This is a genomic window from Pseudomonas sp. LBUM1662 (genome assembly GCF_059695915.1).
On sequence record NZ_CP166793.1, the window covers coordinates 4,304,460 to 4,322,327 of the forward strand.

The 17,868-nt window shown below is 61.4% G+C and carries 20 protein-coding genes; 11 read left to right on the forward strand and 9 right to left on the reverse strand.

The window, feature by feature from the left end; genetic code table 11:
* The first annotated feature begins 101 nt into the window (after nt 1-101).
* Nucleotides 102-995 carry a LysR family transcriptional regulator gene (locus tag ACA049_RS19505; RefSeq protein ID WP_497329024.1) on the forward strand — a complete coding sequence of 298 codons (894 nt, stop codon included), beginning with the start codon at nt 102-104 and terminating at the stop codon, nt 993-995.
* 101 nt (nt 996-1,096) lie between these two features.
* Here the strand turns inward: ACA049_RS19505 and ACA049_RS19510 are convergent, their stop codons facing one another.
* The 3 genes from ACA049_RS19510 to ACA049_RS19520 all read right to left on the reverse strand — a co-directional run bounded on the left by ACA049_RS19510 (nt 1,097) and on the right by ACA049_RS19520 (nt 3,562).
* The gene (locus tag ACA049_RS19510) at nt 1,097-2,416 is read right to left on the reverse strand and encodes an Nramp family divalent metal transporter (RefSeq protein ID WP_497329026.1); all 1,320 of its coding nucleotides are present in this window, start codon (nt 2,414-2,416) and stop codon (nt 1,097-1,099) included.
* Nucleotides 2,417-2,493: 77 nt separating this feature from the next.
* A complete protein-coding gene (locus tag ACA049_RS19515; protein WP_497329028.1) occupies nt 2,494-3,018 on the reverse strand; it encodes a DUF3833 domain-containing protein in 525 nt (174 codons plus the stop codon).
* 10 nt (nt 3,019-3,028) lie between these two features.
* On the reverse strand, nt 3,029-3,562 hold the full coding sequence (locus ACA049_RS19520; protein WP_497329030.1) for a chalcone isomerase family protein: 534 nt from the start codon (nt 3,560-3,562) through the stop codon (nt 3,029-3,031).
* Nucleotides 3,563-3,726: 164 nt separating this feature from the next.
* On the opposite strand from ACA049_RS19520, the gene ACA049_RS19525 reads away from it, so the two are divergent.
* The 4 genes from ACA049_RS19525 (at nt 3,727) to ACA049_RS19540 (ending at nt 6,993) form a co-directional block, all read left to right on the forward strand.
* The gene (locus ACA049_RS19525; protein ID WP_497329032.1) at nt 3,727-4,521 is read left to right on the forward strand and encodes a hypothetical protein; all 795 of its coding nucleotides are present in this window, start codon (nt 3,727-3,729) and stop codon (nt 4,519-4,521) included.
* A 56-nt stretch (nt 4,522-4,577) separates the two neighbouring features.
* A complete protein-coding gene (gene yddG, locus ACA049_RS19530; RefSeq protein ID WP_497329034.1) occupies nt 4,578-5,501 on the forward strand; it encodes an aromatic amino acid exporter YddG in 924 nt (307 codons plus the stop codon).
* An 81-nt stretch (nt 5,502-5,582) separates the two neighbouring features.
* Nucleotides 5,583-6,257: a glutathione S-transferase family protein gene (locus tag ACA049_RS19535; protein ID WP_497329036.1), complete on the forward strand. Its 675-nt coding sequence runs from the start codon at nt 5,583-5,585 to the stop codon at nt 6,255-6,257.
* Between the two features lie 148 nt (nt 6,258-6,405).
* On the forward strand, nt 6,406-6,993 hold the full coding sequence (locus tag ACA049_RS19540) for a DcrB/PsbP domain-containing protein (RefSeq protein ID WP_497329038.1): 588 nt from the start codon (nt 6,406-6,408) through the stop codon (nt 6,991-6,993).
* Nucleotides 6,994-6,996: 3 nt separating this feature from the next.
* Here the strand turns inward: ACA049_RS19540 and ACA049_RS19545 are convergent, their stop codons facing one another.
* From ACA049_RS19545 to ACA049_RS19555, 3 genes are all read right to left on the reverse strand, one after another.
* The gene (locus tag ACA049_RS19545; RefSeq protein WP_497329040.1) at nt 6,997-7,713 is read right to left on the reverse strand and encodes an alpha/beta hydrolase; all 717 of its coding nucleotides are present in this window, start codon (nt 7,711-7,713) and stop codon (nt 6,997-6,999) included.
* Nucleotides 7,714-7,890: 177 nt separating this feature from the next.
* A complete protein-coding gene (locus ACA049_RS19550; RefSeq protein WP_497329042.1) occupies nt 7,891-9,003 on the reverse strand; it encodes a succinylglutamate desuccinylase/aspartoacylase family protein in 1,113 nt (370 codons plus the stop codon).
* A gap of 197 nt (nt 9,004-9,200) precedes the next feature.
* A complete protein-coding gene (locus ACA049_RS19555; RefSeq protein ID WP_497329044.1) occupies nt 9,201-9,980 on the reverse strand; it encodes an ABC transporter substrate-binding protein in 780 nt (259 codons plus the stop codon).
* 245 nt (nt 9,981-10,225) lie between these two features.
* On the opposite strand from ACA049_RS19555, the gene ACA049_RS19560 reads away from it, so the two are divergent.
* Entirely contained in the window at nt 10,226-10,858 is a 633-nt protein-coding gene (locus tag ACA049_RS19560) for a type 1 glutamine amidotransferase (RefSeq protein ID WP_497329046.1), read from the forward strand.
* 125 nt (nt 10,859-10,983) lie between these two features.
* On the opposite strand, the gene ACA049_RS19565 is transcribed toward ACA049_RS19560, so the two are convergent.
* Nucleotides 10,984-11,418 carry a rhodanese-like domain-containing protein gene (locus ACA049_RS19565; protein WP_497329048.1) on the reverse strand — a complete coding sequence of 145 codons (435 nt, stop codon included), beginning with the start codon at nt 11,416-11,418 and terminating at the stop codon, nt 10,984-10,986.
* Between the two features lie 101 nt (nt 11,419-11,519).
* Here ACA049_RS19565 and ftrA point away from each other — a divergent pair, with 101 nt between their 5' ends.
* Entirely contained in the window at nt 11,520-12,494 is a 975-nt protein-coding gene (gene ftrA / locus ACA049_RS19570) for a transcriptional regulator FtrA (protein ID WP_497329050.1), read from the forward strand.
* A gap of 109 nt (nt 12,495-12,603) precedes the next feature.
* Here ftrA and cobF read toward each other — a convergent pair whose 3' ends face one another.
* Both cobF and ACA049_RS19580 read right to left on the reverse strand, forming a co-directional pair.
* Nucleotides 12,604-13,359, reverse strand: a complete 756-nt coding sequence (gene cobF, locus ACA049_RS19575; protein ID WP_497329052.1) for a precorrin-6A synthase (deacetylating) — start codon at nt 13,357-13,359, stop codon at nt 12,604-12,606.
* Nucleotides 13,356-13,919 (reverse strand): histidine phosphatase family protein, encoded by a 564-nt coding sequence (locus ACA049_RS19580; protein ID WP_497329054.1) that lies wholly within the window; start codon nt 13,917-13,919, stop codon nt 13,356-13,358. The genes cobF and ACA049_RS19580 overlap by 4 nt, the downstream gene beginning before the upstream one ends.
* 341 nt (nt 13,920-14,260) lie before the next feature.
* On the opposite strand from ACA049_RS19580, the gene ACA049_RS19585 reads away from it, so the two are divergent.
* From ACA049_RS19585 to ACA049_RS19600, 4 genes are read left to right on the forward strand one after another with little or no spacing between them, the layout of a single operon-like run.
* Nucleotides 14,261-15,115 carry a MurR/RpiR family transcriptional regulator gene (locus tag ACA049_RS19585; RefSeq protein WP_497329056.1) on the forward strand — a complete coding sequence of 285 codons (855 nt, stop codon included), beginning with the start codon at nt 14,261-14,263 and terminating at the stop codon, nt 15,113-15,115.
* 2 nt (nt 15,116-15,117) lie between these two features.
* Entirely contained in the window at nt 15,118-15,762 is a 645-nt protein-coding gene (locus tag ACA049_RS19590) for a cysteine hydrolase family protein (protein ID WP_497329058.1), read from the forward strand.
* Nucleotides 15,759-17,090, forward strand: a complete 1,332-nt coding sequence (locus ACA049_RS19595) for a glutamine synthetase family protein (RefSeq protein ID WP_497329060.1) — start codon at nt 15,759-15,761, stop codon at nt 17,088-17,090. Before ACA049_RS19590 ends, ACA049_RS19595 begins: the two co-directional genes overlap by 4 nt.
* Entirely contained in the window at nt 17,074-17,826 is a 753-nt protein-coding gene (locus tag ACA049_RS19600) for an N-formylglutamate amidohydrolase (RefSeq protein ID WP_497329062.1), read from the forward strand. Before ACA049_RS19595 ends, ACA049_RS19600 begins: the two co-directional genes overlap by 17 nt.
* Nucleotides 17,827-17,868: the final 42 nt, after the last annotated feature.

Genomic DNA, 17,868 nt, shown 5'->3' on the forward strand with positions numbered 1-17,868 from the left:
CGAGGGGGTTGTCGTTGGAGTGAATACTGCGCTTGCCATTAGGGCTTGATTAGACGGTAATGCCTTGAATCATCTTCAAGCATTTGTATCAGGTGTCAGCCATGGAAACCCTCGCCAATCTTGAATCGTTTGTGCGCAGCGCCGAGACCGGCAGCTTTTCTGCAGCGGCGCGCTTGCTGGCGCTGACACCCGCGGCGGTCAGTCGCAATGTGGCGATACTCGAACGAAACATCGGTGTGCGGCTGTTCCAGCGCTCGACCCGCAAACTGTCGCTGACCGAGGCTGGCGAGCGTTTTCTGGCGAGCATCGGCGGCAACCTGCAGGCGTTGCAATCGGCGATCAGCGCGGTGAGCAGCGATCAGGGCGAGCCTGCCGGGGTGCTCAAAGTCAGCCTGGCGCCGACGTTTGGCATCGATCATGTGCTGCCGCTGCTGCCGCAATTTCTCAAGCGATACCCGCTGATCAAACCGGAATGGCATTTCGAAAACCGTCAGGTGGACCTGATTGCCGAGGGGTACGACGCGGCCATCGGCGGTGCATTCGAACTGACGCCCGGGGTCATCTCCCGAACATTGGCGGCGGCGCACATCGTGGCGGTGGCCTCCCCCGGTTACCTCGCGCAGCGCAGCCTGCCCGACAGCCCGGCAGACCTGGCCCAATTGAACGGCATTGTGATGCGCGGCAGCCGCACCGGACGAATCCGGCAGTGGGTCATGCAGGACGGTGCGGGCAATGAGGCGCAGGCGATGTTGACCGAGAACATCGTGCTCAACGACCCGGCGGCCATGCGTGAGGCGGCGATCCTCGGCCTGGGCGTGACGCTGCTGGTGTTGCCGGACGTGGCCGCGAACATCCAGCGCGGCGAACTGGTGCGCCTGCTGCCCGATTGGCACGCGGATGCGGGGCCGATTTCGTTGTACTACCCGAGCCGGACGTTGATGCCGGCCAAGACCCGGGTGTTTATTGATTTTGTGGTTGAAGCGTTCCAGCGGTAGACCGCGTTATCGTTCTTCGCGAGCAAGCCCGCTCCCACAGGGGATTTGTGTCGTACATCAAACCTGTGGGAGCGGGCTTGCTCGCGAAGAGGCCCGACCAGTCACCCCAAGAATTGCAGAATCAACCAACTGTTAGCCCCACTGATCACCACAAACAACCCCCACGCCAACACCCGCGTCGGCCAGCGATTCACAAATGGCCCCATCAGTTTGTGATCGTTGGTCATGCGAATCAGCGGATACAACGCGAACGGCAACTGCAGACTCAACACCACCTGACTCAACACCAGCAACTTGCCAATCGCGTTATCGCCCATCAGCCAGACCCCGATAAACGCAGGAATCAACGCCAGCCCCCGGGTAATCAGCCGCCGTTGCCAGCAAGGAATCCGCAGGTTCAGATAGCCCTCCATAATCACCTGCCCGGCGATGGTTCCGGTAAACGTCGAACTCTGCCCCGAAGCGAGCAACGCCACCCCGAACAACACGCTGGCCAAGGCGCCGCCCACCAGCGGATCGAGCAAGTGATAGGCGTCCTGGATGTCCACCACGTCGGTATGCCCGCTCTTGTGAAATGCCGCCGCAGCGAGGATCAGGATCGCCGCGTTGACCAGCAGCGCCAGTGCCAGGGAGCCAATGGTGTCGATGCGCGCCAGTTTGACCGCGTCCTGCTTGCTGGCCAGGTCCTTGCCGATCATTCGGGTCTGCACGATCGAGGTGTGCAGGTACAAGTTATGCGGCATCACCGTCGCCCCGAGGATGCCGATGGCCAGGTACAGCGGCGCGGCATCGCCGATGGCTGATAGGGACGGCGTAAAACCACGGGCCACGTCCGGCCAGTAAGGCTTGATCAGCAGCAACTCGACGAAGAAACACACGCCGATGGTGCTCACCAGCACCAGCATGATTGCTTCCAGTCGGCGGAAACCGCGGTTTTGCAGGGCCAGCACCAGCAGCGTGTCAAACGCGGTCAGCGCGATGCCGACCGTCAGCGAACAGCCGAGCAGCAGATGGAAGGCCAGGGCACAGCCGAGCACTTCCGCCAGGTCGGTGGCGATGATCGAGATTTCCGCCAGCACCCATTGAGTCCGCGCGGTCCGCGTGCTGTAGCGCTCCCGGGACAGTTGCGCCAGATCACGACCGGTGGCGATGCCCAGGCGCGAACACAGACACTGCACCACCATCCCCGCCAGACTCGCCAGCAGCACCACGAACAACAGGCTGTAGCCAAACCGCGAACCCGCCTCGATGGCGGTCGCCCAGTTGCCCGGGTCCATGTAGCCGATGGACACCAGCAAACCAGGACCGGCAAAGCGCAGGACCCGTTTGAAGAACGAGGCGCGCGGGTCTACGGCAACGCTGCCCGCCACTTCCGGCGGGCAAAACGGCGCAGTGGCAACTTTGGGCAAACTGAATTTCACGCAAACATCCGTCGACAGGTGGAAAAGCGCAGCTTAGAGGTTTCAGCCTGTGCGCCCAAGGGGCAAATGCCCGGGTGTCAGGCGCCGTGTCGGCGGAAGAACAACGTCACCTGGCCTAACTCAACACCGAACTTGGTCATGGCGGAGCGATTGGCCATGGTGTTTTCGTCGAGCAAGTACATCCAGTCATCGAAATGCACCTGGTAGACCTTGTCGTCCACCGGCAGGCTGAGTTCATAGCGCCAGTGCAAAGCGTTGCCGGCCACCTCACCGCGGGACTCGCCGACCACATCGCCGGCCGTGCCACGCCAACGGCCTGGACCGTCAGGGTACAACGTCCAGACGCGGGTCTGTTTCGTGCCGTCGCTGTAGGTAAAGGCCTCATGCATGATCAGGTTCTGGCCGTCCATTCGACTGTTGATCAACACATGAAAACGCTTGATCACCTCGCCCGAGCGTTTCTGGAACATTCCCCACCCATCCACTCGCCCGACGAAAAAACCGGGCAGATCGAGCTTGGGGTTTTGCTCGCTGTAGCGCTGCACATCAACGCTGCAACCAGCCAGGCAGACGAGCAACACCACCAGCAGTTTTTTCAGCATGTCATGCACCTCAAGGAGTGGCGCTGCCCAGTAATTGCTGGCGCAACTCGGGATTACGCGTACGTGGGTCGAGCCAGATAGCGAAAAAGGCCCGAGCGAATTGCGGGTCTTTCACGTCGTGTTGCGGCTGCTGGCCGACAAAAAACCGCGCGCCCTGCCCCGGCAAATAAATGCCAGTAATGCGCGTGCCGGCTTTTACATCGACGAACGACTGCTGCATCTGCACCTTCCAGCGCTCGAGCTGCTCGGTGCTGACCGAGGCGCCGGACAATCGCTTGATTTCATCGACACTGGCCTGCACCAGATCATCGCGGGAAATGCTGCGTTGATAGATCAGTTCCAGGGCAAACGGCTGGTCCGGCGCCAATGGCCGTGCCGCACTCCAGAGCCGGGCGTTGTAGACATCAAACCCGAACACCCGAAACTCGCCGACGCCGATGATCTGCGCGCCGGGCAGGGTCTCCTGCCAATTGGCCATGGCCTGGCTGCCTAACAATCCCAGCAACAACACACTGTGGTGCAGGCGAAATCGGAGTCTGTTCATCGCGTTCTTTTCACGGTGGGCATCTGCTAAAAACCTATACGCAAAGCATCTGTTTGTACAACTATTTGAGCTGTCAGCTTTGTATACAAAACTCCTTCATTTCTAGAGCAATCCAACGTCCACAGTGCTAACGTTGCCGCCTCACTCAGGTCGGAGACGCGTGCGTGTTGATGCTCAAACTGCTGGTGATTCCTGGATTTCTGCTGCTGATCTCTCTCGCGGGTAAACGCTGGGGTCCTAGCGTGGCCGGTTGGCTGTCGGGGTTGCCGGTGGTGGTCGGGCCGATTCTGTTCTTCCTCGCCATCGAGCAAGGCGAAGTGTTCGCCGCGCAGTCAGCGACGGCGGCGTTGTCGGCGATGTTCGCGATGATTGCCTTTTGCGTGACCTACGCCCAGGTCGCGCAACGGGCGGGATGGCCATGGGCATTGACGATTTCACTGTCGGTCTGGGCTGCCGTGGCGGTGGTGCTGTCGCTGATTCCATCCTCGCTGGTGTTCTCGGTGATCGCGGCCGCCACCGCGCTGCTGGCGGCGCCGTACCTGTTTCCCAGCGTGCAACCCATTGTTTCCGGCCCGGCGCCGAAGTCCGACAAACTTCTGCTGCGCATGATTGCCGGCGCCCTGCTCACCCTCGCCGTGACGTTACTCGCCAGCACCGTCGGCGAAGGCTGGAGCGGCCTGCTCGCGGTGTTCCCGGTGCTTGGCAGCGTGATGGCGGTGTTTTCCCAGCAAACCCGTGGCCCGGCGTTTACGGCCGCGCTGCTGCGGGCGACGGCGACTGGCATGTATTCGTTTGCGGCGTTTTGCCTGGTGTTGGCGCTGGCGTTGCCCGAGATGGGCATGAGCGCGTTTGCACTGGGGGTTGCGGTGTCCGTGGGGATGTTGGGCATCACCCGGCGCTTGCTGGCCCGACCGGCCAACCCGACGACTGAGGCTGGACGAGCCGCGATCAAACGCTAAGCTCCTTCACATCCCGAGGGCCAGGATGTCGCCCGCTACGTGCTGAAGGAACAGACATGAGTCTCGCAACGTCGCTCGTCCGTACGCCCCATTCAGCCACCGCTGTTGGCGTCATCGCGATATTTCTCTGGTCCTGCCTGGCGCTGTTGACCACCCTCACCGAAGGCATTCCACCCTTTGAACTGCTGACGCTGAGCTTCGGCATAGCGTTTGCGGCGAGCCTGGTGATTCTGGGTCGACGCGGGCTCGCCGGCTTCAGTAGTTGGCGACAACCCTGGGCGGTATGGGTGACCGGCTTCGTGGGGATTTTCGTTTATCACGCGCTGTATTTCTTCGCGCTCAAAGTCGCCCCGGCGGCCGAAGCCAGCCTGATCAATTACCTGTGGCCGCTGCTGCTGGTGCTGCTCTCGGCGTTCTCGGCCGGGGAAAAACTGCACAAACGGCAGATGCTCGGCGCGCTGCTGGGGCTGGCCGGCACGGCGTTCATCATGCAACAACACGGCCCGGAGGCTGGCGCATCGATGCCCATCGCCGGTTATCTCGCGGCCTTTGGTTGCGCGCTGATCTGGGCGGGTTATTCGGTGATCAACCGACGGTTCAACGACGTGCCGAGCAGCATCATCGGCGGGATCTGCGGTATGTCGGCGGTGTCCGGCCTGATCTGTCACCTGGCGTTTGAAACCACAGTGCAGCCTGATCTCGGCCAATGGACCGCGATTGTGGTGCTCGGCCTCGGGCCGGTCGGAATGGCATTTTTTGCCTGGGATCACGCCACCAAACACGGCAGCCTGGCGACATTGGGGGCGCTTTCCTACCTGGCGCCATTGATTTCGACGTTATTGCTGATCGCCGTGGGACGCAGCCATGCCGGTCCGATCCTGATCGTCCCCGCCGTGTTGATTATCGCCGGGGCGGTGATCGCCACGTCGCGAGCAAGCGATAAAGCCCCGGCAACACGTTCGATTATTCCGAACGAGTAAAGCAACAACCTCGTACGTCAATCGAACAGGTTTGCCCCACCATCCGCCTCAGTTCCTAACCCACTGACTGAGGCCTACACCATGAAGTTCTTTTTCCACCCTTCGCCGAACCCGATGAAAGTTGCCCTGCTGCTCGAAGAACTGCAAACGCCCTACGAATTGATCGGCGTTGACACCTTCAAGGGCGAGCAACACTTGCCAGCCTTTCTGGCGATCAACCCGAACGCCAAGGTGCCGGCCCTGGTCGACGGTGACGCCACCGTGTTCGACTCCCAGGCCATCCTGCTGCACCTGGCGCAACAGCATCAGCGCTTCCTGCCGACCAACGTCGCGGGGCAAGCCGAGCTGCTGTCATGGCTGTTGTTCATCGCCACCGGCCTGTCGCCGTTCTCCGGCCAAGCCGTGCATTTCCTGCACCATGCACCGGAAGACCTGCCCTACGCGAAAAACCGCTACCTCAAGGAAGTCGAACGCCACTACCGCGTTCTCGACCAGCGTCTGGCCGATCATCAATACCTGGCCGGCGACACTTACAGCATCGCCGACATGGCACTGTGGGGCTGGGCCAGCTACGCGCCTTACATCCTCGGCGAGAACGGTTTGGCGGCCTACCCGAACGTCAAGCGTCTGTTCGATGAAATCAGCGCCCGCCCGGCCGCCCAACGTGCGCAGGGTCTGAAAGAGAAACTGGTGCTGAAGGCCGAGTTCGACGAAGAAACCCGCCGCAACCTGTTTCCGCAGAATCAGGCGCAGTAGTTTCCAGGCGCGATCAAAACTACGCAATCTGGTAGCAGCTGCCGAGCAGCGCGAGGCAGCTGCTACGAGGGCGGAGTGTGGGAGCTGCTACAAATCGTGTTCCATGGGATGATTGCGGCGAATGCGCGATCATCCCTGGAGTTTCCGAATGTCATTGTTGAGTAAAAAAGCCGTTGTCCTGTTCCTGACGGCGGCCGCCAGCCTGGGGGCGTTGAATGCCTATGCCGCCAAGGCCACTGCCAGCGACAAAGCGCCTGCACAAGAAGTCTCGATGCTCGGTGGCAAGTTCAAGTTCACCCTGCCCAAAGGCTTCATCGCCAACCCGTTACCCGCCGGCGACGCGGCCACCGGCACCGCCGGGGCGACGGGCACCATGTACACCAATCAGGCCACCAAAACCGTGGTGATCGCCGCTGAAAACACCATCCCCGGTGGCGCCAACGTCAAGGACAACGACGGTCCGTTCCTCGACTCCGCCGCGGCCGACTTCGCCACCGAACAAGCCAAGGCGCTGCCGGACTTCACCAAGCTCAGCGAAAAAAGCCTGACCCAGAAAGGCACCGGCCTGGGGCTGCGACAGATCGACAGCACCGCCACCCAGGGCGGCGGCAAAACCCTCGACACCACACTGATGGCCGCGTCCAACACACGCATGGCGATCGTTCAGGTGATCTCCCGCCTCAGCGACAATGGCGGCCACGAGACGCTGGTCAAACAGATCGTCACCGGCAAATAAGACTCAAGGGTTGAGGCGCTGCAACCAGGCGCTCAAGTCCTGCATTTCGGTGGCGCTGATGCTGTGACCGACGCCCGGGTAGGCATGAAACTCAGGCTTGAGTGACAGGCTCTGCAACAGGCTGTTGGCCTCGGTGCCGTCGATGTAGGGCAGGCGTTTGTCTGCCGTGCCATGACCGATGAAAATCGCCAGCTTCTGGCGTTTTTCATCCGGTTTGAGTTCGGACCTCAGCACCGGCAGAATCCGCCCGCTCAGCGCCGCGATGCCGCCCACCGCCTCGGGATGACGCAGCGCCACCTCGTAGGACATGATCGCGCCCTGGCTGAACCCGACGAGGAACACCTTGTCTGGTTCGGTGTGATATTTCTTCGCCGCCTGCGCGATGAAATCCAGCAGCACCTGGCCGCTGGCCTTCAGGTCATCGGTTTCACCGTTGTAGGCCGCGTTGCCCTTCTCGCGAAACCACTTGTAACTGCCCTCCTCCATCACCATCGGAGCCCGCACGGACAGGAAGTTGTATTGCGCCGGCAGCTCATCCTTGATGCCGAACAGATCCTCCTCGTTACTGCCGTAACCATGGAGGAAAATCACCAGGGGCTGGTGGCGGGATTCGGGGTTGGCTTGCTCGAGATATTTGAGCGGCAGATCGGTGTGCAGCGGGGTTTCGGCGTGGACGGTGGCGCAGGCCAGCAACGTCAGCAGAGCGAGAAACTTCAACATAAACCTTCCTTCACGGAGCGCAGGATTCGGGGGGAGCCTAACACTGTGCGCACAGCAAGGGGATTTGTGGTGCTGCTGATGCCGCCTTCGCGAGCAAGCCCGCTCCCACATTTGGAATGCAATCCACTGTGGGAGCGAGCCTGCTCGCGATGGGGCCTTGGAAAACGGCGACAATCCTCAGTCGTTAATCAGTTTCCCCACCCGAATCGGCTCACGCCCCGCCACTTTCGCCTGCCACGTGCCCGGCTGCGTATACCGCCCGCGATCAATCGCGAACAACACGCCGCTGGTCCCGGCGCGCACGGTGGTGACGCGGTCGCTCAGCGGATCAACCACCTCAAACAGCGCATCACCCTGCTCCACCCACTCACCCGAATCACGCAGAAAACTCACCACCCCGTGATGCGGCGCGAACAGGTATTCGGTGCCTTCGAACGGCATGCCTTCGCAGCACTCGCTCGGTGCCGCCGGCCAGGTGCCGGTGATGAAACCCTGCTCGGCGAGGAACCCGAGAATCGCCTCGCAATTGGCCTGGGCCTGATCCACACGCGTGTCGCCCATGCTGCCCAATTCCAGCGTCGTCGCCAGGTTGGCCGGCGGAATCGCCGCCTCGGGGAAGGCCCGCGCCAGGCGCAGCCACGGTGATGAACAGGACTCATCAAATGAACTGCCACCGGAATCTTCACAGAGCAACGCCACCCCGGCTTTCAGGCGCGCCGCCAGGGATTGCCACTGCGGCCAGTGTTGCGGCAAGGCATACAGATGAATCGCCGCATCGAAATCGCAATGCAGGTCCAGCGTGATATCGGCGTCGCAAGCGTGGCGCAGCAGCAGGCGGTGCATGGCTTCCAGCTGCGAGGCCGGTGCCGGCAAGTCGTCGAGGACCTGGCCCATGGTCTGGCGAATCAGCGCGATGTTGGCCTGCGCATCGTGACCCAAGCGGTCGCCGATCAACCCGGCCACCGGGGCGCTGAGTTCAACGAAAGCGCGGTTGAAGTTCTTGCCGCTGCCGAGTTCGAAGCGGCCCATGTGGCTGCCTTGCAGGTGCTGGTCGAGGCCGATCGGATTGGCCACCGGCACCAGTTCGATCACGCCCTGCAACTGGCCATTGGTTTCGAGTTCGGCCAGGCGCTTTTTCAGCTCCCAGGCCGTGCGCATCCCGGGCAACTCGTCGGCGTGCAGGCTGGCCTGGATGTAAACCTTGCGCGTGCCCGCGCCAAAACGAAACACGCTGAGGGTGCGTTCGGAGCCCAAATGGCTCCAAGGCAGAGGATGGTCGATGCGTTGCATGGGGACTCCTGTAGGAGCTGTCGAGTGAAACGAGGCTGCGATCTTTTGATCTTGATCTTTTTAAAAGCAAGATCAAAAGATCGCAGCCTCGTTTCACTCGACAGCTCCTACATCGGGAATGTGGTGGGCAGGATAATTCATGAGCGTAAAAAAAGTGGCAACCGCGTCAACGGTTGCCACTTTTTTGAACGGCGTGATTACTGGCCGTAAACGTCAAAGTCGAAGTACTTGTCTTGCACTTGCTTGTACTTGCCGTTGGCGCGGATTTCGGTGATGGCGGTGTTGAATTTGTCCGCCAGCTCGGTATCGCCCTTGCGCACAGCGATACCGGCGCCGCCGCCGAAGTACTTGGCGTCTTCGTAGGTCGGGCCTACGAAAGCGAAGCCTTTACCGGCGTCGGTTTTCAGGAAACCGTCGTCCAGGTTGACCGAGTCGGCCAGCAGCGCGTCAACGCGGCCGGAAACCATGTCCAGGTTGGCTTCCTGCTGGGAGCCGTAGCGAACCAGGTTGATACCGGCCGGCACCAGCACTTCAGTGGCGAAACGGTCGTGGGTACTGGCGCGCAGCACACCGACTTTCTTGCCTTTGAGTTCGGTCAGCGGGTCTTTGATGTCGGTGCCGGCCTTCATCACGAAACGTGCCGGGGTGTGGTAGTACTTGATGGTGAAATCGACGTTCTTCTTGCGATCGTCAGTGATGGTCATGGACGACAGGATCGCGTCGATTTTCTTCACTTTCAGTGCCGGGATCAGGCCATCGAACTCTTGCTCGACCCAGGTGCACTTCACTTTCATCTGCTCGCACAGCGCGTCGCCGATATCGATGTCGAAACCGGTGAGTTTGCCGTCAGGGGTTTTCATCGAGAATGGCGGGTAACCGGCTTCGATACCGATGCGGATCGGCTTGGCGTCATCGGCCACAGCGGTCAGGGACAACATCGACAGTGCCAGGGCACCAAACATCACTAGCTTCTTCATTTATAACTCCTGTGTGCGGAGGCTTTTATTGGCAGCTTTCGAATGACTTTCGGTCGGTGAAGATCGAAGTGGCCGGCAGTCTAGAGCGGCTTTCACAGGGCAAATTGTGTTTAAGCGACAAATACTTATAGAAAAGTGGCCGAGGAATTCAAAGCCCTTGAAGCGTGCGCCAAGGCGGTGCATGCCCTGTAGGACAAGCGCTTTTTTCAGACAAAACCTACACGCAAAAACTACAGAGAGTACCGATGGCAACGTTGAATCTGATCCAGCATCACCCCGCCGAAGGTCCTGGCGCCATTGCCGATTGGGCAGAGTCCCGGGGAGTGACGCTGAAGGTCTTTCGCGCCGACCTCGGCCAGTTGCCGCCGGTGAGTGCTGCGCCTGTGATTGTGCTGGGCGGGCCATATGAATCCAACGCCGGGCCGGCGTGGCTGGAAGCAGAACGGCAGTGGCTGGCGGCGAGCCTGGATCACGGCGCGGCGGTGTTTGCGATTTGTCTGGGGGCGCAGTTGCTGGCACTGAGTCTGGGCGGGAAAGTGCGGCGGATGGATCGGACCGAAACCGGCTGGACCCACGTGACGTTTGTCGATGGTCAGACGCTGAAAGTGCTGGAGTGGCACGAAGACGCGATCGACCTGCCGCACGATGCGCAGTTGCTGGCCAGCAGCGAGCATTGTGCGCAACAGATGTATCGCGTGGGGCCGACCCGAGTGGGTTTGCAGTTTCATCCGGAGTGGAATGCCGAGTCGGTGGCGACGCTTAATGCGCATTTTGGCGATGAATCGCCGTTGCCTCGGGGGCCGCAGGATAGTGCCGCTTATGCCGCCGTGTTTGAGTGGATGTCAGTGACGCTGGATGGGTGGTGGGGATCCGTTTAGAAGCAAGATCAAGAGATCGCAGCCTCGTTTCACTCGACAGCTCCTACAGGAATCGGAAAATGCGGAATTTCGCGATCCCTGTAGGAGCTGTCGAGTGAAACGAGGCTGCGATCTTTTCGACTACATCAGCATTCGCAACCGATAACGGTGGTGGCAGGCCGTTGCACCGCAACACTCAACTCCAACCCCTCATCCAGCCACCCGGTCACGCCGCCGATCATCTCCTTGACCGGATAACCCAGCGCCGCCAGTTTCACCGCCGCCTTGTGCACGCCGTTACAGTGCGGCCCGGCGCAATACACCACAAACAAGGTGGAGGTCGGGTAGTCCGCCAGGCGCTCGGCGGTGAGCAGGCGTCCCGGAATGTTGATCGCGCCCGGCACATGCCCGCGCTCGAACGCCAACGGTCCGCGCACGTCCACCAGGACAAAATCCACATCTGCGGCCTGTTGGCTGCCGTACACGTCGGAACAGTCGGTTTCATAGGTCAGACGATTGCTGAAGTGCATCAGGGCAATGGCCGAAGGGGCTGCGGGAATGGCGCGGACCAGGCTGGTCATGGGCTGTACTCCAAGTCTTGAGTGGGTGTGAGAAGACTTTATCCGCCCGCCACTTGCGGCTACAGTGGCGCACAAGACACTCACCGGGAACTTTCCGCCAAATGCAGCCTAACCCTGGATTGGTCGCGATTCTGGCCTACGACGGCCTCTGTACCTTTGAATTCGGCATCGCCGTGGAGATCTTCGGCCTGGCGCGGCCGGAGTTTGATTTCCCTTGGTATGAGCATCGCATCGTCGCCGTGGATCAGGGCCCGATGCGCGCCATGGGCGGCATTCAGGTGCTGGCCGATGGCGGCATGGAACTGCTCGAAGACGCCCGCACCCTCATCATCCCCGGCTGGCGCGACCGTACCGAGCCGGTGCCGGAACACTTACTCGTCGCCCTGCGCCAAGCCCATGCGCGGGGTGCGCGGTTGCTGTCGATCTGCTCCGGCGTGTTTGTGCTGGCGGCAACCGGCCTGCTGGACGGTCACGGCGCCACCACGCATTGGCGCTACACCGCCGAGCTGGCCGAACGTTTTCCGAACATTCTGGTGGACCCGGACGTGCTCTACGTCGATTCCGGCCAGTTGATTACCTCGGCCGGCAGCGCGGCGGGGATCGATGCGTGCCTGCACCTGGTGGCGCGGGACTTCGGCACGCAGGTGGCGAACTCGGTGGCGCGGCGGCTGGTGATGTCGCCGCAACGCACCGGCGGTCAGGCGCAGTTTATTCCTACGCCCGTCAGTCCAACGCCGCGCAGCGATTTGTCCCGCGTCATGCAGTGGGCGCGGGAGCGCTTGCATGAACCGCTGGAAGTTCGCGAACTGGCGAGCGAGGCAGCCATGAGTGAACGGACCTTTCTGCGCCGGTTTACTGAAGCCACGGGGATGCCGCCCAAGGCGTGGTTGCAGCATGAGCGGCTGGCGCGGGCGCGGGAGTTGCTCGAGAGCACGAATCAAAATACCGATCAGATTGCCGAGCAGTGTGGGTATCGGTCGGTGGAGAGTTTTCGCGTGGCGTTTCGCGGGGTGGTGGGGGTGCCGCCGTCGGTGTATCGGGAGCGGTTTGGGCGTGGGGTCAAAGCAGCTTTTTAGATGTCCTTGAGGGCCTCTTCGCGGGCAAGCCTCGCTCCTACAAAGGCAACGCAATACCCGTAGGAGCGATGCTTGCCCGCGAAGGCGTCAGCCTAGGCACCGATTTACCTCAAGGCTTGCGCAACAGGTAGGTATCCATAATCCATCCATTCTCCACCCGCGCCGCCTTGCGCACCCGCTCGATCTCATCCGCGACATCCTTAAGCTTGCCGCTGATCAAAATCTCATCCGGCGTTCCCAGATAAGCCCCCCAGTAAATCTCCGTGTCCTGATCCGCCACCTGATGGTAGGAATCCTCGGCATCGAGCATCACCACCAGGCTGTCGGCATCGCTCACCTGCCCCGCCGCCAGGCGTCGGCCGGTGGTGATTTCAATCGAGCGGCCAATGCGATTGAGCGGCACCTTATGTTGCGCCGCCAATGCCTGAACGCTGGTGATGCCGGGGATCACGTCATACTCGAACTCACAGTGGCCCGAGGCCAGGATTGCCTGCAAGATCCGAAGGGTGCTGTCGTACAACGCCGGATCGCCCCACACCAGAAAACCGCCGCACTGGTCGTCGGACAGTTCCTCATTGATCAGCCGTTCGAAGGTCTGCTGCTTGGCGAGGTTCAGATCTTCGACACTTGATTTGTAGTCCACCTCCCCGCGTTCGCGCTCCGGGCTGCGGGCTTCGATGAAGCGGTAGTCGTGATCGGTAATGTAGCGCTCGCAGATTTCACGGCGCAGGTCGATCAGCTTGTCTTTGCTCTGGCCCTTGTCCATCAGGAAAAACACATCGACAAGGTTCAGTGCCTTCACGGCCTGCATCGTGATGTAGTCGGGGTTGCCGGCACCGATGCCGATGACCAGAAGCTTTTTCATCCAATGACTCCTTCAAGCAAGCGCAGCCGCCAGCAGCCGGTAAACCGTAACTCGATGGACGACAACGGTTCGACGTCGACCAGATTGAACGCCCTGGCTTGCAACACCTGCGTCAGGGCGGCGCGAATGACAAAGGGATGGGTGATGGCTAGGATCGGCCCCGGTGTTGCCTCAAGGGACTTGAGCCACTGCGCCACGCGCTCGGTGAGCTGCGCGACCGACTCACCGCCATGGGGCGCCGAGGTCGGGTCCTCGAGCCAGGCCTGCAGCGCCTCAGGCTCGGACTTTTGCAGGTCATTGATCCGCGCCCCGTTCCACCGTCCGAAGTCGCAATCCCTCAATGCCGAGACGATTTCAACGTCATTGCCAAACAACTCGGCCGTATGTTGCGTGCGCAACTCCGGCCCGCAGAGTACCCGTGGCGCCTCTTCGAACTGGCGGCTACGCGATCCCTTCGCCAATTGCCCATAAAACTCCAACGGCTCGTTCGTAGGAAAACGCGCCAATTTTTGTGCGACGGTTCGCGCGTGGCACATCAGGGTCAAACGGGTTGCCTGCACGGATTATCACCCTGTCGATCAAATGGAAAACGGCATGATGCCGCCAATAATGACGCAATTGTGCCGCAAGACGCTTGATCCAGGGCGTTTCGTTTGCATCAGCAGCAACGGAACGCGGGCTCATTCAACCATTGAGATTCAGCAATCTCCGACACCCATATAGGCGATGGACTACAAAGCCAGTCGAATTGCGTGTAGCCCCCAGCGCACAGGCTTTGCGCCCGATTTTGGCCCCTGAAAAACCCATGGAAAAATTCGCTAGACATGTAGCGTGCGCTACATAAATACTGTTTTGGCGATTTATGAAACAAAACCGACATACCCATCCAGCAGGAGCCCGGATGCCCACCCTTAGAGAGCTGATCACCGATCCCGGCCTGGAACTTACGCCGGCGGAACGCAAAGTCATCCGTGCCTTGCTGGACCAATACCCGCGTAACGGGCTGGGCCCCATGTCACGTTTGGCCGAACATGCCGGTGTCAGCGACCCCACCATTGTGCGGCTGGTCAAGAAACTGGGGTTCAGCGGTTACGCCGATTTCCAGGATGCCCTGCTCAGCGACATGGACCACCGCCTGCGGTCCCCCAGCGCCTTGTTACAGCTTCGTTCTCATCTGCAGAAAGGCGACGCCTGGAGCCATTACCTGGCGGACAGTCATCGGGCGCTGGTGGATACCCATGCGCTGACCCAGCCCGAAGACGTGCGGATTCTGGTGGAATGGCTGCTCGAAACACGCCACCAGGTTCACTGCTTTGGCGGGCGCTTCAGCAGTTTCCTCGCCAGTTACCTGCTCAACCATTTGCGCCTGCTGCGCCCGGGCTGTTTCGCCCTGGAAGATAACGCGCAACTGCCGGACCGGTTGTTCGACGTGCAGCGTCAGGACGTGGTGCTGGTGTTCGACTATCGCCGTTACCAATCACAGGCCCTGCGCGTGGCCCATGCGGCGAAAAGCCGATATGCCCGCGTGGTGTTGTTCACTGACATCTATGCTTCACCGCTGCGGGAAATGGCCGACCTGATTATCAGTGCGCCAGTGGAATCGGTGTCGGCCTTCGACACCATGGTTCCGGCGCTGGCCCAGGTCGAGGCGCTGATTACCTGCCTGACCCTGCGCAGCCCGGAGCTGGCCGATCGCCTGGAAGGCATCGATGCCCTGCGGACCGACTTCGACACTCACCTGCTGGAGGATAAATAAGGATGTTCACGCTCCCCCACCACTCGCCCCGGGACTTGCCGTTCACCGCCGATCACACCGCGCTGTTGCTGGTGGACATGCAGCGGGCCTGGCTCGAACCGCAGTTCGACCCGCACCTCAACGGACCGGACGGCGAATACTTCCTGACCCGCACCCACATGCAGGTGGTGCCCAATCAACGCCGGCTGCTCAGCGCCTTTCGCAGCGCACGGCAAAACGTGCTGCACACGATCATCGAAAGCCTGACCGCCGATGGTCGCGACCGCTCGCTGGACCACAAACTTTCGGACATGCACTTGCCCAAGGGCAGCGCTCCAGCGCGGATCATCGACGACCTGACGCCGACGGAAAACGAAATCGTCCTGCCCAAGACCTCCTCCGGGGTCTTCAACTCCACCAACATCGACTACGTGCTGCGCAACCTTGAAACCCGGCACCTGATCATCGCCGGCATTGTCACCGACCAGTGTGTGGACATGGCCGTGCGTGACGCCGCCGACCGCGGCTACCTGGTGACGCTGGTGGAGGACGCCTGTGCGACCTACACACCGGAACGGCATCAAGCCTGCCTGAACGCGATCAAGGGTTACTGCTGGATCACCGACACCCAGACGGTGCTCGGCCGGTTGCAGGAGATGCAAGCATGAGCGAACGCCTGTCGCCGCTGCCAATGACCACTATTGTCACCACCGACCTGATTGGCGTGACACGTGGCCGCTCGTTCCCCACAGACGAACTTGAACATTACCTGGCAACAGGCTGCGGCTGGGTGCCGGCCAACAGCGCGTTGACCCCGCAAGACATCATCGCCTCCACCAATCCGTGGGGCGCTTATGGCGATCTGCGGCTGATGCCCGACCTGAGCAGCCGGGTGACGGTCAGCAATGGCCCGAATGCCACGGCCCCGGCGCTGGACTTCATCCACGGCGACATTCAGGAAACCGATGGCCGCCCGTGGGGCGCCTGCCCGCGCACGCTGTTGCGCAATGAAGTGGAGCGATATCGCGCCGAGTTGGGTTTGCAGGTCAACGCCGCGTTCGAACATGAATTCAACCTGGACACCGGCGCGGCCGATCAACTGGCGTTCTCCCTTGAGGCCCAGCGTCAGGGCGCCGAGTTCGGTGGCTGGCTGCTCAGCGCCCTGCGCGCCGGCGGCGTCGAACCGGAAATGTTCCTGCCCGAATACGGCAAGCACCAATACGAAATCACCTGCCGCCCCGCCCTCGGTGTGGCGGCGGCGGACCGCGCGGTGAACGTGCGCGAGATCACCCGTGAAATCGCCCGGCAGATGAACCTCGACGTGAGCTTCGCACCGAAGACGTCCGAGCATGCCGTGTGCAACGGCGTGCATCTGCACGTGAGCCTGCTGGACCTGGACGGCCAGCCGCTGATGTACGACGCCGGCACGATCAATGGCCTGTCGACCCTCGGCCAGCACTGGGCCGCCGGCATCCTGCATTACTTGCCGGCGCTGTGCGCGTTTACCGCACCGACACCGGTGTCCTACGAGCGCTTGCAGCCGCATCACTGGAGCGCGTCCTACGCCTGCGTCGGCCAGCGCAACCGCGAAGCGGCGCTGCGGATCTGCCCGACCGTGAGCCTGGGCGGCCAATCCGTGGCGGCGCAATACAACCTGGAATTTCGCGCCATGGACGCCACGGCTTCGCCGCACCTGGCCATGGCCGCACTGCTGATCGCCGGGCGCCTGGGCATCGAACAACGCCTGGCCTTGAACGCGATCACCGATGAAATCCCCGATTCCCTGAACGAAGAACAACGCCAGGCCCGTGGCATCGTTGCCCTGCCCGCGTCCCTTGCCCAGGCGCTCGAGTGCCTGCGCAACAGCGAGGCGCTGATCGAAGCCCTGCCGAGTGCGTTGATGGACACCTGGCTCGCCCTTAAATCCGAGGAACTGACGCTGACGGAACAGCTGTCGCCCGCCGAATGCTGTGAGCACTATGCACGCCTGTACTGAATCCGCTGAACTCGGTCTGTTTACCGAGCCCGCGTACACCTTGAGCCGCGAAGACTCGGCGCACCCGTTGATTCTGGTGTGCGAACACGCCAGCCGGTTTATCCCGGCCGAGTTGAATGACCTGGGCCTGAGTCACGATGCGGCGCGCGAGCATATCGCCTGGGACATTGGCGCACTGGCGCTGGCCGAAAGTTTGTCCCAGGCACTGGGGGCAACGCTGCTGGCGGCCAATTACTCGCGGCTCTTGATTGACCTCAATCGCCCGCTGGTTGCACCGGACAGCATTCCACCCCAGAGCGAGATTTATCAGGTACCAGGCAACCAGAATCTGGGCGAGGCCACGCGCGAGTACCGCCGCGAATGCCTGTTCAAACCGTTTCATGCCCGGCTGCAAACCTTGATCGACCAGCGTGTCGCACAAGGGCGGCCGGTTCGGGTGGTCGGCATTCACAGCTTCACCCCGGTTTATCACGGCCAGCCGCGCGCGCTGGAAGTCGGCGTGCTGTTTGGCGAAGCCAAGGGCTACGCCCAACGCCTGGTTGACGGGTTGAGCCAGCACCCCTTGAAGGTCGCCGGCAATGAGCCCTATAAAATCAACCCGCTGGGTGACATGACCGTGCCGGTCCACGGCGATGCACGAGGACTGGAATCGGTGTTGATCGAGGTGCGCAACGATCTGCTGCGCACCTCTGAAGACGTCAGTCGCTGGACCGCTTACCTGGCACCGCTGTTGTAAACATTCGCATCAAACCCGCAGCATGCAGCTGCTGTCATCTCA